At 65.4% G+C, this 15,085-nt stretch carries 9 protein-coding genes and 1 pseudogene; 3 read left to right on the top strand and 7 right to left on the bottom strand.

What is annotated here, in order from left to right:
- The 5 genes from ACWDXS_RS29450 to ACWDXS_RS29430 form a co-directional block, all read right to left on the bottom strand.
- The gene (locus tag ACWDXS_RS29450) at nt 1-2,592 is read right to left on the bottom strand and encodes an AAA family ATPase (RefSeq protein ID WP_449970645.1); all 2,592 of its coding nucleotides are present in this window, start codon (nt 2,590-2,592) and stop codon (nt 1-3) included.
- A 10-nt stretch (nt 2,593-2,602) separates the two neighbouring features.
- Entirely contained in the window at nt 2,603-3,832 is a 1,230-nt protein-coding gene (locus ACWDXS_RS29445) for a hypothetical protein (protein ID WP_449970642.1), read from the bottom strand.
- Nucleotides 3,833-4,153: 321 nt separating this feature from the next.
- On the bottom strand, nt 4,154-4,816 hold the full coding sequence (locus ACWDXS_RS29440) for a 4Fe-4S single cluster domain-containing protein (RefSeq protein ID WP_449970639.1): 663 nt from the start codon (nt 4,814-4,816) through the stop codon (nt 4,154-4,156).
- Complete coding sequence (locus ACWDXS_RS29435; RefSeq protein WP_449970636.1) at nt 4,813-5,208, bottom strand: hypothetical protein; 396 nt, start codon at nt 5,206-5,208, stop codon at nt 4,813-4,815. The genes ACWDXS_RS29440 and ACWDXS_RS29435 overlap by 4 nt, the downstream gene beginning before the upstream one ends.
- Nucleotides 5,208-8,867: a CHAT domain-containing protein gene (locus ACWDXS_RS29430; protein ID WP_449970633.1), complete on the bottom strand. Its 3,660-nt coding sequence runs from the start codon at nt 8,865-8,867 to the stop codon at nt 5,208-5,210. The genes ACWDXS_RS29435 and ACWDXS_RS29430 overlap by 1 nt, the downstream gene beginning before the upstream one ends.
- A gap of 295 nt (nt 8,868-9,162) precedes the next feature.
- Here ACWDXS_RS29430 and ACWDXS_RS29425 point away from each other — a divergent pair.
- Nucleotides 9,163-9,375: pseudogene (locus ACWDXS_RS29425) on the top strand (dicarboxylate/amino acid:cation symporter); the annotation flags it as partial.
- Nucleotides 9,376-9,441: 66 nt separating this feature from the next.
- Here ACWDXS_RS29425 and ACWDXS_RS29420 read toward each other — a convergent pair.
- Nucleotides 9,442-10,299 carry a hypothetical protein gene (locus ACWDXS_RS29420; protein ID WP_449970630.1) on the bottom strand — a complete coding sequence of 286 codons (858 nt, stop codon included), beginning with the start codon at nt 10,297-10,299 and terminating at the stop codon, nt 9,442-9,444.
- Nucleotides 10,300-10,655: 356 nt separating this feature from the next.
- Between ACWDXS_RS29420 and ACWDXS_RS29415 the strand changes: the two genes are divergently transcribed.
- Entirely contained in the window at nt 10,656-12,617 is a 1,962-nt protein-coding gene (locus ACWDXS_RS29415; RefSeq protein WP_449970627.1) for a UvrD-helicase domain-containing protein, read from the top strand.
- A gap of 18 nt (nt 12,618-12,635) precedes the next feature.
- Nucleotides 12,636-14,186, top strand: a complete 1,551-nt coding sequence (locus ACWDXS_RS29410; protein WP_449970624.1) for a hypothetical protein — start codon at nt 12,636-12,638, stop codon at nt 14,184-14,186.
- Between the two features lie 17 nt (nt 14,187-14,203).
- Here the strand turns inward: ACWDXS_RS29410 and ACWDXS_RS29405 are convergent, their stop codons facing one another.
- A complete protein-coding gene (locus tag ACWDXS_RS29405) occupies nt 14,204-14,911 on the bottom strand; it encodes a hypothetical protein (RefSeq protein WP_387447681.1) in 708 nt (235 codons plus the stop codon).
- Nucleotides 14,912-15,085 lie beyond the last annotated feature (174 nt).

Raw genomic sequence — 15,085 nt, 5'->3', positions numbered from 1 at the left:
CTACAGCTCCGCGACGTCGACGGGCAGGATCAGGGTGCTGTTCGCGGCTCGCTGCTCGGCGGGCAACGCCGCGACCCGGCTCGCGACGCGGCGTTCCACCTTGTCGAACAGATTCCGCACTGTTCGGCCGTTCCCGAAGTGCACCCCCTCGGCGATGCGACGATTCTCGAGCCGATCACCCGCCCGCGCCAGCACCCCGTCGGCGATGTCGTAGCCCTCGTCGCGCGCCATGGCTTCGAAGATCTGTTCCAGCTCCGAGCGCGAGTAGTCGGCGAACTCGAGGCGCTCGCTGAACCGTGAGCTCAATCCGGGATTCGTCCGGAGGAATTCCTCCATCGGGCCTTGATAGCCCGCGGCGATCACGACCAGCCTGCCGCGATAGGCCTCCATCCATTTGATCAACTCGGCCACCGACTCTCGGCCGAAATCGTTCGAACCGTGCCCGACGAGGGCGTACGCCTCATCGATGAACAGCACCCCGTCCAGCGCCGACTCGATGACTTCGCGGGTCTTCGTCCCGGTCTGCCCGACGTATCCGGCGATCAGGTCGGTCGCGGTCACCGTGACCACATCGCCTTTGACCAGCAACCCGAGGGCGACGAGAGCCCGTCCGACCAACGTGGCCACGGTCGTCTTGCCGGTGCCCGGTGACCCGAGGAACAGCATGTGCGGTGCGGCGACGGGCGAGGTGCGATGCGGTTGGTTGCGGCGCAACTGGAGAACCGAAGCCAGTTCCCTGATAGCGGTTTTGACGCTCGCCAACCCGATCATCGGCGCCAATTCGGCGAGCACCTGTTCGAGCGGAGCAGCCTCGGCCAGGTACCGGCGCTTGCCTACCGGGATGTCGTCGATCGTGGCGGGAGGGATGTTCTCCGGATCGATCGGACTGGTCCGTTGAGCCCAGTTCCGCCGGATCGACGCCGCGAGTTCCCGCATATCGCGCGCATTGCCGAAAGACTCGCGCCGCGTGCGATGGAGGTTGAAGGTCAGCGTCTGCAGGGCGTCGACCAGTTCCGGTGTGCAGGTCAGGCCGATCCCGGACTCCAACCGCTGCACCAGAATCGTGTGCAATTCGTCGGGCGCGAAGTCAGGGAAAGCGATCCGGTTGTCGTCCGGGAATCGGCTGGACAGGCCCGGATTCGTCGCGAGGAGCTCGGTCATGCGGTCCGGGTAACCCGCGATGATCACGGCCAGGTCGTCGCGATGGTTCTCCAACTCCGCCACCAGGCGGTCGATCGCCTGGGTGCCGTGATCGCCGCGCAGCTGATAGGCCTCGTCGATGAACAGCACTCCGCCGAGTGCTCGACGGACCGCCGCACCCGTACGCTCGGCCGAATCGTTGATATAGGGCGAGACCAATTCCTCGACAGCGACTTCTACGATATGGCCGCGACTGAGCAAACCCATGTCTCGATACAGCTCACCGATCAGGCGTGCGACGACGGTCTTTCCGGTGCCCGGTCCCCCGCTGAAGACCAGGTGCAACACCATGGGTTCCTCACCGTTACCGCGACCGGCGGCTCGCAGGACGGCCGCGTTGCCGAGCGCGTCGCGATGTCCCTCCAGATATTCTTTGACCGAGCGCATTCCCACCATCGCATCGAGGGTTTGCCAGATATCGCGGGCGGCCGGAACTCGGCTCGCATCCACATCGAGTGCCTCGCTGGTCAATTCGATACCCTCCTGCGCCAACCGGATCAGTTTCTGCCGCCAGGTCCGAACGGAGTGACGTTGAGCGGCCATCACCCGCAGGATCTGACCCAACTCCGTCCAGTCCGCGATCTGCAAGCCCGCTGTCAGCCGCACGTACTGGACGAGGCGGCCCAGTTCGCGTTCGTCGGCGAATCCCACAGTGCTGATCACCGAGGCCGAACGGTGCGCGTGCATCTCCTCGAACCGGTACACCAATTGCTGTAGATACCCCGTCGCGCGCATCATGTCGGTGATCGCGGTGAAGTCGCTCTGGGCGAACAACAGGACGCACACGTTGCCGGGCGCGGGGTGACTCGCGCTGCTCCAGCGACGCAACATCTCCGGTGCCGATCGGCGCGTATTCGGCGCGATTCCCGGCAACCACGTCTCCGCACCGGGGATCACCACCGCGGTCCGGGTCGACGCGTTGCGCATCAGCCCGTCCAACGTCATCAGTTGGTGTGGGTCGTCGGCGGTCGGCTGTGGCCGGTCGGACCCAGGTGATCGCCGTGGGGTCGACGTCGGCCGCTCCAACAGCATCATGGTGCCGAGCGGACCCGAGAAACCGCTGGTCGCCCGCGGCGCCGCGGTCTCGATCGGCTCCTCACGGGTAAGTGCCCGCGACACCGCGTCCCGAAAGTAGACGGTTCTGCGAAAGGTGCTGAAAACGATCTGCTCGAACCCCGCGGCCGACAGGATCTCCCACAGCATTTCCTCGACCGGACGCGGACACAGGTCGGCCCCGACGACGAAATCGTCGATCCCGGGCCCGTGGACGATCCAGAACGGCTCGCCCTCGAGCGGACGTTGCGCACCGGTCATGCGTTCGGATACCGCCATGGGCGTCGGAAGATCCGGCCCGTTGCCGCCGACCGTGAAAGCTCGCTTGCTCGTGGACACCCGCCGCAGCTCAGGCCGGTCCGGCTTCGGCACGCCGCCGCTTCACCAGATCCGCGACATCGCGCCTACCCGGATCGGGCTCGGCCGCTGTGGTTTCCGCCCGCAAGTCGATGCCCGTCAGGTCGTTCACACTGTGGTGGATCGATTCGATCCTGGCCTGATGTTCTTCCACCGCGAGGTCACCGTCAAAGGTGTGCAACTCCACCGTCGGCGCTGATTCGGGTTGCGGACCCGGGGTGATCTCGATGACGATCTCGCTGGAGCCGACCCTGTTGACCGTCTTGGCCATGAACGCGGCACGTTGGTCGCCCGCGACGTAGCCCACACTCGCGTCGTCGATGACCTGGTACTGGAATTGGTCTTCGAGTGCCTGGGAGATCAGACCGGCCAGATTCGCCCGCAGCTGGGACGCACGCAAGGCGGTCACGGCCCGTGCCACGGTGGCGTCCAACTGCCCGTCCAGCTCGGGAATCCGCTGCGCCACGAGCGATTCCAGCTCCTCGGTGCCGAGCGGGTTGTCATCGTCGCGCACACGGACGAGCAACGCGTCGACCTCTGCAGTGAGCTGGGCGAGCGCGCCCTCGGACCAGAAATCCACATCGGGGGCCTCGACCGGTGCCTCGGCCCGGAACGACTCCCCCACATCGATGGTCTTGTTCGCACCGATCACCGCTCGCAGCTGCACCAGACCGCGTTCGGCGACGTAGCGGCAGGCTTGCCACTGCGCGTCGAGTGCGACCAATTGCGTACGCAGCGCGCTCATCTCACGGCTGGCCCGACGCGCGGAGTCGAGCAGGAACGCGGCGGGGGCACCCTCGGCGATATCGGCCCGGAGCGCGATGATCTCACTGTCCAGCGCCGCCAACTTGCCCGGGCAATACCGCTCGTGAGGGAACTTCAGCACTTCGGTCCTCAGCACCGCGGCATCCGAGAGGTGCGACTTCAGCAGTTCGGCCGCTCGTCCGTGGTCGTCCTGCAACTGACCGACCCGACGGTCGAGGTCCGCGTACTGGGACCTGCGCTCGGCGCGCTCGGCGTCCAACGCGCGCTCGATCTGTTCGCGCTGAGCCTGGAGGGCTTTGGCGCTTTCCGAACGCAGGCGAGTCTGCTGGGCCTGCAACTCACCCAAGATCTGCTGCGAGGTCACGTGCAGGCGTTGCTCGGCGCGCGCCTCGGCTTGTCTGGCGCCCTCGCTCAGATTCGCCAGCGCCGCTTCGAATCCGGCGTGCCTGGCGTTCATCGCGGCCACCGAATTGGCGATACTCTGTTCGGTTTGATCACGAACCTGCCGCAGCAGTCCGGGTAGATCGCGGTTGACCTGAGCAAGCTTGCTCGCATCGGCCTGCAAACGATTCCATGCCGCTTCATCGACATATATCTGTTTTCTACCACTCACGGCGCCGCCCCATTCACGATCGTCTGCCCACCCGCGCGATCATCGACGTCCACTGCTGAACGCCAACTACGCAGGCAAGTATACGGATCACCGCCGCGTTGTCCCGATGAGCATAGTCGGTCACTTGTCCGAAAAGTTAAGTCGGGCAAGTCAACTCATCCCATTTTAGCGACCGAGCAGTTCCGAATCCCGGTTCTCGACCGACTCAGGTCGATTTCCGAGCACCGAATCGAGCGTCGCCAACAGCCCGTGCGGCGGAATTCCGACCAAAGTCACCGAGCGCTCGTCGACGTGCACTTCGGCCGACCGGACTCGATGCTCGAAGTCGTAGCCGCAGTCCCGAAGCCCGTCGGTCAGATGATGCACGACCTGGTTCGTGCTACCGCGCAAGCCACGGCCGTCATCGCGCGCCGCGACATATGGTCCGTCGACCAAAACATCGATCTCGGATAGCAATTCGTCCACACCGGGCCCGGGCGGAGCCGACCGTAACCGGGCGAGCGTGAAGCCCGTGAAGCAGATGACGGTGACCGCCTTCTCGACTCGAACCCGGCGCACGAGTTCGGCCAGCGCCCGAGCCTGCAACATCGGTTCACCGCCGCTGAGCGTCAGTCCGTCGACCACAGGGCCCGCCAACAGCTCGGTGGCCAAGTCAGCCGGTGAGACCAGCCGCCTCGGCTGGATCGGAATCCATTCCGGCGCGACACAACCACGACAGTTCAGCGGACATCCCTGCACCCAGACCACTGCCCGGAAACCCGGTCCGAGCGACTCGGTGGCGGTAGATGTCGCGGCGATATTCAAGACCGCATCGTCTACACCCGTCAATCCGCTGACCCTTCATCGAGGATATTCTCGACCACGGCATCGATGACCTGGCCTTCGTCTGCCGACAATGATTCACCAGGGTCTACGAGTTCGAGGCGAATTCGTTGGACGAGCTCTTGACGCGGTGGCTCCGGAGTGCGGCGGCGCAGGTCGGCGTAGACCGCCCAGCCGAGACTGGTCACACTGACGATGAGGGAACCGAGCGAGATCGGATCCAGGAATTGGTCGGGCGCGGCGGAATTGCCGCCCGCGCGCAATGCCTTCTCGACATCGACGAGCAGTTCCGAACCGTGGTCGGCCGACAGCCGCGCCGCCACGGCACGCGCGGTCCGCTCCGTCGTTGACTGTGTGACAAAGTCGTTCATTTCCACCTTCTCGAGGTCTTCCGCCATCAACGGTCGATTCCGATGCGCCGCGGCACGCCTGCTCCGGTGACTCGGCGCCACACGCGTTCGACATTCGCCCTTCCGTGCACCGCCGACAATTGCGCGAGTCGCTGATGGACAGCACGGAGCTGCATCTCGGAATTCGGCGTCAGGGGAAGCTCCGAGAGTAGGACCTCCCCGCGAATCGCCCACTCCAGCGCGGCGGCGGTATCCGAGCACAGGGCGAGCAAGCTGTAGGTTTCAGCCAGGCGCGCTCGGTCTCCCCACGCCTGCTCCTGCTGCAAGGACTTCTGGAGCAATTCCGCCGCGGCATCGAAATCCTGACGGCCGAGGGCGACTATCGCTAGGTGGTGATGGCAATCTGCCGCCATTCGCGCATTGCCGGTGAGTTCGGCCAGCTCGAGCGACCGCGATGACCACCGCTCGGCAGCGGCCAGGTCACCGTTGCGATAGGTGATGACGCCGAGCATCTGGTAGGTGACCATGCAGCCGGGCTCATCGTGCAAACGCTCCTTGATGATCAGAGACTGTCTGCACCGCTCCTCGGCCAGCGCGAGTTGGCCACGATGGTCTGCGACCAAGGCCAACTGGTGGTAGATGGCAGCCAATCGCGGCTGATCATCTTGGGCGGCCACGAAACTCAGCGCCGTATTGTATTGCGACTCAGCCTGGTCGAGTGCGCCGGCCTCCAGTGATACGGCGGCAAGCTGGTAGAGCGTGCCGACAACCGAAGCCTGGTCACCGAGCTTGTCGAAGAGGGACAGCGCGCGACTGTAGCGGCTGTGCGCACCGGCGAGGTCACGGCGCATCAGCGCGATATTGCCCAGTTGATGGGAACTGACGGCGAGTTGGTGCTGATCGCCGTTCGCCTCCGCCGCGATGATCGTCCGTTCGAACCGGACAACAGCATCGTCGTAGTCGCCGCGGTCCTGCGCCGACCGTCCCAGCTGGTAGTCGATAGTGATGAGATGCGCGGCGTGTTCTGGTGTCGGTCGCGAGTCCAACGTCTGCCGCAGTTCGGTATAGAGGACTTCCGCCTCCTGGTGGCGACCTGCCTCGATCAGGCGATTGGCGTGAGCACTGACGATGTACAGCCACAGCGAAAGGGCGGCCGCGGTTGGCGATTCGGTGCCCTCGATCGACAGATGCCGAACGCGACCGACCCAGGCACCCGCCTCTTGGACGAGCCCACGGCTAGCCCAATAGGCCGAGAGCGGCCGCACCAATTCGTGTGCCTGCGCCCAGAACTGTTGGTCGATCGCGTAGCCGAGCAGGCTACTGAACATTCGGGCCTGTCGATCGACGATCCGCAGGGCAGCGACGGCGTCGCCTCCAGTGAGCTGCCGATGGAGGTCTGTCGCGCGGTCGGCGAATACCGCGAGCAGCGCCGACTGTGTTGCTTCCTGGTCGGAGTGGTAGCTCTCCGGTAGTTCAGCTCGCCATTGCGCCGCCAATGCCAGGGGCAGCGCCGGATGTAGTCGATACGTCGATTCCGTGGTCGCGCTGAGCAAACCCACCGCAGTGGCCCTGTTCAGCGCGTTGTCCCATTGCGCTCGGTCGAGACCTTGAAATATCGGCGGCGCCTCATCGCGGCGGGAAAGCTCGGCGAGCACCGCGGCTTCTGCCGAACCGTGAAACAGGCTGAGCGGCAGCAGCAATCGCCGGTCCGCGGCGCTCAGGTGGGCCAGCGAATATCGCAGCCCCGCGGTGAGCGTGTCCAGCCATCCGTCGTTCCCTCGGATCGAATGTGGTCCGAGGGAACGAAGTTCGGACAAGAGTTCGGCGGGTTCGCGCTCTTGCAGGTGCGGCAACGTCAACCGCATGGCAAGTGGGTGACCGTCGAGCCACGCGGTCAGCTCGGCGTATTCGCGGTGGGCACGTCGTGCGACAGCCTGGGGCTTGTCGTGGAGTAGATGGTCGCTGTACTGCTGGGATTCCGCACCGGATAGCCCGTGAACGGCGATTCGACCGACGTTGGCACCGAGCCACAGTTCCGGATTGCGACTGGTTACGAGAATCACCGACCGTGCCTCGTCGGAGAGGTCATCGAGGAACTCGCGCAGTTCGGCGCGTTCGACTTCACTCAGAGCCAGCGTCGTTCCCGCCCGATCTGGCATTGTCGCGACGGTCTCGAAGTTGTCGAGCACCACCAGCAGCCGTTGGGAGCGCAGGCGATCGCGCACCGACGCACGGCGCGCGCTGTGGTCGAGTGCGACGAACTCGGTACCGTCGATGGCGAAACCGATTGCCGCCACCAGACTGTCGAGCTGTCTCGACGACACCCCTGGGTCGAAGGAATACCAGACCACGCCGTCCGGGTGGTCGAGCGCACCGGTACGTTGCCACCACCGCGCGAACCCTTTGGCTAGTTCGGTCTTGCCCGTTCCCGCCTGCCCGTGCAGGACTATCACCGACTTGGTACTCGCTGCCGATTCCAAGTCGTAAAAGTAGCCGTCGCGCCCGATGAACCCGTCGGCCGCGCTCAGCTGGTCATCGACATCCGTTGTCGGGGAATCGGTCGAGCTGGTCGACGCAAGCGAGGGGAAGCACACCTCGCGCCGCGTGTAGTGCACCGGAACCGCCCAATCACGCAGCAGCAGCGGACCTTTCGGGCTCGGGCGATTCGGGTTGTTCGCCATACGATCTCGCCCCGCCTGTACCGCGACACCGAACGTTCTCCCACTGAACAGCTGATCGTAGAAGGCCGACATGAACTCGGCGGCCGCGACCGCGTACACCGAATAGGCCATAGCGAGGACCGCGTCAGCACCGCCGTTCAAGATCCGCGTGGCGACGCCGGCCTCCAAACGCTGCCCGACGACACCCGATTGGCACGCGTTCAGCACCACCAAGGGCACCTGCGCGTCGCCTAGGACCTCCGCGACGCGTTCGGCGGAAACATGATCCTCGCCTCCCCGCCGCCGTTCGAATACCAGCGCCCCGCTGCCCTCCGCGGTGAAGACGCCGTGTCCATCGAAGTGAACTACGTGAAACGGACGCCCGGACGCTCGCGCGGTCTGCAATACCTCACCCAACGCGACCAAGGTCGGCGGACGCAAGACGACCACATCGATCGGGCCACCCGTGCGCTGGAGGCAGTCGATCATTTCGCGAGCGATCATCCGATATCCGACATCGGACCGGCCGGACGGCCGCGAGATCACCACGAGTACCCGGATGCGGTCGACGACCAACTCCACAGGCGGTTCGATAGCGGTCAGCAGCGGTGTCCGCGCCAGTGTCATCCCACTACGGACCAGCGGCGCCGAGTCGACCGGGTCCCACATCAGCTCCCACGGCACACTCAGCCATCGGGGCGAAGTCGAGCGGATCAGGATCGCGCCGCGGTTGCCCGACGCACGGAACTGACGATAGACATCCATCGCCGGACTTGCGCCGAAGAGCGAGTCGAACATCGCCGTGCCCCAGCGAGACAGGTGGTCTGCGATCTCGGCGCCGCGGTCCTCGTAGACCGCGAAAGGGGCGCTCAGGTAGTCCTCGAAATACCAGCGCAGGTCCTCGACGTCGGCCTCGGTCATCACTGGTCTCACCGCGAACGGTGGCATCGGACCCCCCGCGAGCACGTCGCCACCCGACACGCGCGCTGTCGCTCTGCCGTCGGCATCGATGTCGACGACAAGCTGATTCTCCGCCGTGCTACCCATCCCGCCCCGCCTGTCCCCCGAATCCACCCCGTAGCTCCGGAATATACCGGCCCAGTACGACTTCGGTGCACGTTGCAGCGCGGCGACTCTCGCCACGACGCGGTTGATGCATCAACTGCTATTTCTCGGTTGTCGCGGCGGTGCTGGTCTGGGTGCTGAGCCTTGCGATCCGGTCGGATGCGAAGATGGCGTTCGACGGGGAGCTCGCTCGAGGCGTCCGGACCAAGGCGCCGGGGTGGCAAGGCCCCTGCTGAACTTCGTGTCCACCCTTGATCCGGCCGTTCATGAAACTCGCGGATTCCCGGTCGCCACGTTCCTCGCCACCTCGCTCGATCTGCCGTTCGAAACGGTCGGCCTGCTCATCGCCGCCGACTGGTTCGTCGGCATCTTCCTGAACATCGACGGCGACACCCTCGTCGCGATGCTGGTCGCCAACGCCGACGACAGCGACCGTGATGTCTACAACGGAACGAAGACCGTCACGGTCGCGGCGATCGACCTCAACTAGTGCGGCGAGGTGATGGCCCGCACGGACCAAGCTGATTGATCGGCGCGGGTAGCGCCGGCTCGAGCATCAATTCAGGACAGTCCACACATTGATATCCGGCCCCTGGCCGAGGCAGAACATCTCCTCACCGTCGGGCGATGTCGCAACACCCGAACCCACCTCGCAGGGAGCACCCGGAGTGCGAGTACCGAGCAGGGGCACTGATTGCACCCATTTCGCGCTCGGGCCCCCGGCTTTGGTGCATTTGAGGGTGCTTCCGTCAACCGCGGTGGCGTAGTCGTCGCCGGGCGGGGTGCACGCGACACCGACTGCGGGTGTCGTCTTCTTCGGGGTGGGCACCGTGGTAGGCACTGCTGTAGTGGAGCTTTCGGGCGCGAGCTCCGGCGTCGTGGCGGGAAGTAGAGCGGCGGCCGAGGGTGTAGTGGTCGCGGTGGCGGGTGCCAGGGTGGTGACCGGTGCCGGAGCGGTCGCGAGCGCGATGGTGACTTTCGCCGGTGCCGGGGTGACGAAGCGCGGCGCGTCCATCGGGGCGCTTTCGTCCTGGACCAGCGGAACGAACTGCAGCGCGACGATTTCGGGTAATGCTTGGACCACGGACCAGCCCTCGACTGTGGTTCCCGGTTTAGGAGACGCGCTGTAGGTGAACGTGTCGAAACAGGCGTCGGTGAGGATGGCGTGTTCGGTCCGCTGGGTGATCCCGGCGCGGTCCACGGTGCTGAGCAGCCACTGGTCGGGCCGCGACAGCCGGCTGGTGCCGATGCTCTCGATCTGTGCGCGAACCGCCAACGCGACGCGGCCCGCACCCAGATCGGTCACGCAGTCAGCGGGCGCGAGGGCCACTTCGGTGAACGTGATGGTGCCTACCTTCGCCCCAGTGGACGCGTCGGTGAACGCGAACGGCGTGCCGAGACCTGATGTCGGCACGGAACCAGCCACGGATGCGGCGGCTGGTGTAGTCGGCGAATCGACGCTCCCGCACCCGGTTACACCGGCCAGAACGGCCAAGACGGCGACAGGTGCCAGATGACGTTGCATGAACAGAATCCCCTCCTACGGAAGCCAACCGGACAGATTGGCACGACGGAGCACACAGCTGGAAATACGTCGATCGCATGACCGCGGTCGGGCCGAGGCTCGCGGCAGTGCAACAGATCAGCAGGAAACCCCGCCCCCAGCGCGAGCTCCGATCCACATGCTTGCACAGCCGATGTCAACTATGTTGGTACTCAACGCATTACGGCTCCAACAGCTGCGCGGAGCCGGCATCCGGAGGGGGATCGATGCCGAATATTCATCGCGAGCGGGTAGCACGGTGGGCGGAGCGCACACTCGCCGAACAGCGACAGTTGACACCGGGGCAGCGTCGATTCCTGGCAGGGCTGCTCACTGTGCGTGGCTGGCATCTGCTCGTGGACAGCGGTTCGCCCGTGCCCGATCGGATCGCGGCGTACGCGCTGGGGCGCACGGGGGTTTTCGCACTCGTGTTCACCGAAGCGCTGCCCACCTCGGCCGAGGTCCTGAAGATCCGCGGCGAGGCCGAACGGACCTTCGCCAGGCTCGTTGTCGGCGGGGCCCAGTTCGTACCGCATTCCGTCGATGTCGTGCTGCTCATGCCGCGCGGAGCGCGGGCTACCTCGGACGGCCGCTATCTCGTCGTCGACGAGGCCGGTTTCGTCGAGACGCTGGCCCGTCGTGAGAAGCGGATGCGCGCTGAACGGGTCAGCGAGCTCGCGGCGACCGCTGCGGAGAAGCTTCCCACGCATCGCTACCTCTGTGCCGACGATGCCCCCGAGGCCGAAACCATCGACGCCGGTGGCCTATTCGATCAGGAAGACCTCCGCGAGGACGCGAGATCCTCCGCGCTTGCCAGACCGTTCAGCGACTGGATGACGTTCCTCGACCCCGATCAGGTGCCGCTCGTCCACGCCACCTTCACCGGCCCTGCCCGGTTCAGCGGTCCGGCAGGCACCGGAAAGTCGGTCGTCGCGTTGCAGCGCATGGCGCACTTCGCCAAGCGCAACCCTGGGCGACTGCTCTTCACGACATTCGTCAAGAGCCTGCCCGCCTACCATGAGCGAGGCTTCGCGCAGATCGCGCCACACGCTGCCGGGCGCGCCGAGTTCACCGGGCTGCATGCGTGGGCGATGGCGTTCCTGGACCGCCGTGATGTCGTATTCCGGTTGAACGACAAAGCCGTCGATGCCGCGTTCGCCAAGTCGTGGCAAGGTGCCCGCGGCGTGTTGGGGCGGGTCGAGGGCACCGACCACGGCTACTGGCAGGACGAGATCAATCGGGTCATCAAGGGCCGCGGGATCACCGATCTGGAGTCGTACAAGCGCGTGCAGCGGGTGGGTCGCGAGGGAATCAGCCTGCGGTCGACCCGCCGTCAATTCGTCTGGGAGCACTGGTATCAGCCCTACCAGGAAGTCCTGGACGCGCGGCATGCTCACGACTTCAACGATGTCATCTCCCTCGCCGTCGACGAACTTCGAGCCCGCCCGCTCGACAGCACCGAGGCGTACGCCATGGTCGTCGTCGACGAAGTGCAGGACTTCACTCTCCGGCAACTGCAGCTGGTGCACCAGATAGCGGGCGGCGGCCCCGACGCACAGCTGCTGCTGGTCGGCGACGGACAGCAGCAGGTCTACGCCGGGGGTTGCACCCTGTCCGAGGCCGGGATCCCGCTCGCCGGTGGGCGTGGTCGCGTGCTGCGGAAGAACTACCGCAATCGTGAAGCGGTGCTGCGGTATTCACAACGTATCGAGGCGGGCAACACCGTCGATGACCTCGATGGCGGGGCCGGCGTCATCCTTCGTGACAGCGATCCCACGCTGCCGGACGGTCGGGCAGCCGACGTTCACATCCCCCGTCGCGACATCGACGGGCTACTCCCCCGCGCGCTCCGTGACGCACACCTGCCGCCGGGGGCCGAGATCGCCGTGATCGTCAACTGGCCGAACGAGGTCACGCGATACCTGCGGGTGCTGCGCCGGGCGGGCATCAAGGCTGTCTCGCTGGAGAACTACGACGGCTCGCAGGTCGAACCGGTCAAAGTCGGCACGGTACGCCGCGCGAAAGGGATGGACTTCGCCGCCGTCTTTCATATCACCGAGGAACCACCGACCGACCTGGACGCGCTGTCCGGCGGCGCCAGGGACCGAGCCGAGATGCTCGCCAGACAGCTACTCGTCGCCACCAGCCGCGCCCGCGACTATCTCTGGGTCGCCTACCTGTCGGACTGAACTGGGAGGATCAGAACTGTGTACGACAACCCGCGCGCGTGGCTCATCCGGTCGGGCCGTGACGGCCAGCGCGAACACCGCGCGCTCGACGAGGGCCTGGCCATCGTCGGCTGGGACGAAATGGGCGACCTCAGCCGCTATCGAACCTGGGAAGAGCTCAAGGCAGCACTGCGCGAGAAGTATCCCCTCGCTACCCCCAATGTGGTCGGCAACTGGGCTGGGCAACTCTGGAAATTCGGCACCGACATCGCGAACGACGACCTGGTTGTCATGCCGCTGAAGCTGCAAACCGGCTATGTCGCGATCGGGCGGGTGGTCGGCCAGTACGAGTATCGCGAGGCCGAGCCCGAGGAATTCCGCCAGGTCAGGAAGGTCGACTGGCTGCGAACCGACATCGTGTGGGAGGCGTTGCGGCCCGACCTGCGCGCCAGTCTCGGCTCGTTGCTCACCGTCTGCGGAATCCACCGCAATCATGCGGCCGCTCGCATCGCCCATCTGGCCGAGTTCGGGACGGATCCCGGATTCGACAGTGACGAGGTGGCCACCGATTCGGTTCAACTGCTCGCCGAGGCGAGTTCCCATGCTGCGGGCAATCCCCGTCAACTCACCATCCGCAGTCTGCTCGAGCACTGGCAGTTCGAGCGGCGTACCGCGGCGGCGATCGAGGTCATCAAAACCGCCCTCGCCGAGAACGGGCTCACCACCCGGCCGCCGTTCACCGAGGGTGCGCTCAGTGACATCGTCACCATCGTGCCACTCGATGCCGAGCCCGACACGGTCGCCGATCTCACGGCGGACAGCGAAGTCCGGCAACGGGATTCCAGCGCGGTGGAGAACGTCTCCGACCCGGAACCGATGACCCGTCGGCTGGGGGATCTGCCCGCGACGCTGACGTCGGTGCCCTCGCATGTGAACCTGACCGTCGCGAAGACGACCATGGTGCGTCATCAGTTCTCGCAACTCGCCGTCATCGATCAGGACGGGACCTATCACGGCGCGATCACCTGGGAATCGATCGGCCGAGCCCATATCTCCGGTGACCACCCGACCCTGGCCGAAGCGACCGTGCCCGCCGTCGTCGTCGACCACGACGCTCCGTTGCTCGACCAGATCGACGCCATCTACGACAACGGATTCATCTTCGTGCGCAGCCCTGACCGCGCGCGCGTAACAGGCATCCTCACCGCATCGGATCTCACCCACCAATTCGGCATGCTGGCAAAGCCTTTCGTGCTGATCGAGGAGGCAGAGAACCGGCTGCGCCGCGCCGCCAACGATCATCTCGATCCCGACGACATCAAAGCCGCGGCCCCCAAGAACAGGCGCGCCCACACCACCGAAGCGGCGCACCTGACCTTCGGTGGCTATGTGTACCTACTGCGCGACCCGGTTCGCTGGCGCAAGCTCGGCTGGCGCCTCGATCACAGTCAGGTTCTGGAGCTGGTCGAGCAGGTGCGCGATGTACGGAACGAGTTGATGCACTTCGCCACTGATCCGCTGTCGGCGGGGCAGGAAGCCGCCGTGCACGGTCTGCTGCAACTCCTGCGCACCGCCGAACCCAATCCGTGAGCACAGGGGTGCGGCCGCTACCCGCTGACGGAGAAGGGGAATATCGGCAATTTCGCCAGTTGTTCTCCGGGCTTCATGACGAACGAACGTCCGGTGCAGTCGCCGTTCTCCCAGAACGTCTGCGGGACACTGCCGCCGTTGACCACCGAGCCGGCACCCCGCGGGCCGAGACTGGCGACGCCCAACTCCAGGCAGCTTTCCGGTCCGATCGAGGGCACCTCACCGTGCGGTAGCGAGTGAAGCAAGTCTTTGAAGTCGGGCATGTCCCACCAACAGACCGTGCCGACGGGGCATGGCTGCGTCAGCAGAGCTGTCGGCGTGCGTGCCGAGATCGTCGCACTCACAGTCGGTTTCACTGCGGTAGGTACGACCGCCGTGGTGACATCGACCGGCGCGGCCGGTTGGGCGACCGACGTCACGGCACTGCCTTTCACCGGCGCATCTCCGCTGGCGTCGGGTTGAAACGCCATGAAGACCAGTGCTGCGCCGACGACCCCCGCGACGAGAAACCCACCGGCCACCATCAATTGCACGGTGCGGCGCTTCTCCTTCGTGCCCTTGCTGCTCACCTCGGCGTCACGTCGCCACACACCGAAGTTGGTACTGGAACGCACTTGGCGGGTGTACGACTCGTTCTGGGTGCTGCGATGCTGCGCATCGAGGCTGGCACGACCATGGACGTGCGCCTTCGGCTCGCCCTCGTTGGGCGGGAGTTCTGCACTCACACGCACAGGCTAGTCCCAGACGGCCAGACAGGTTGGGAGAAGCCAAGATTGACCGAACCGCAGGGATGGCCGGCTGGAAAACGCAAAAAGGCCCTCCAACCGAAGTTGGAGGGCCTTTCGCAAAGATGTTCCGGCAGTGTCCTACTCTCCCACACCCTGTCGAGTGCAGTACCA

Source organism: Nocardia sp. NPDC003183, from assembly GCF_053590715.1.
Note: the sequence above shows the minus strand (reverse complement) of the source record. Positions and strands in the feature narration are given on the sequence as shown.

Excerpts from the sequence above, each read along its gene's own strand:
- ACWDXS_RS29435 (WP_449970636.1), bottom strand. The coding sequence starts at position 5,208 with ATGGCGGAAGACCTCGAGAAGGTGGAAATGAACGACTTTGTCACACAG.
- ACWDXS_RS29415 (WP_449970627.1), top strand. The coding sequence starts at position 10,656 with ATGCCGAATATTCATCGCGAGCGGGTAGCACGGTGGGCGGAGCGCACA.
- ACWDXS_RS29445 (WP_449970642.1), bottom strand. The coding sequence starts at position 3,832 with ATGAACGCCAGGCACGCCGGATTCGAAGCGGCGCTGGCGAATCTGAGC.
- ACWDXS_RS29430 (WP_449970633.1), bottom strand. The coding sequence starts at position 8,867 with ATGGGTAGCACGGCGGAGAATCAGCTTGTCGTCGACATCGATGCCGAC.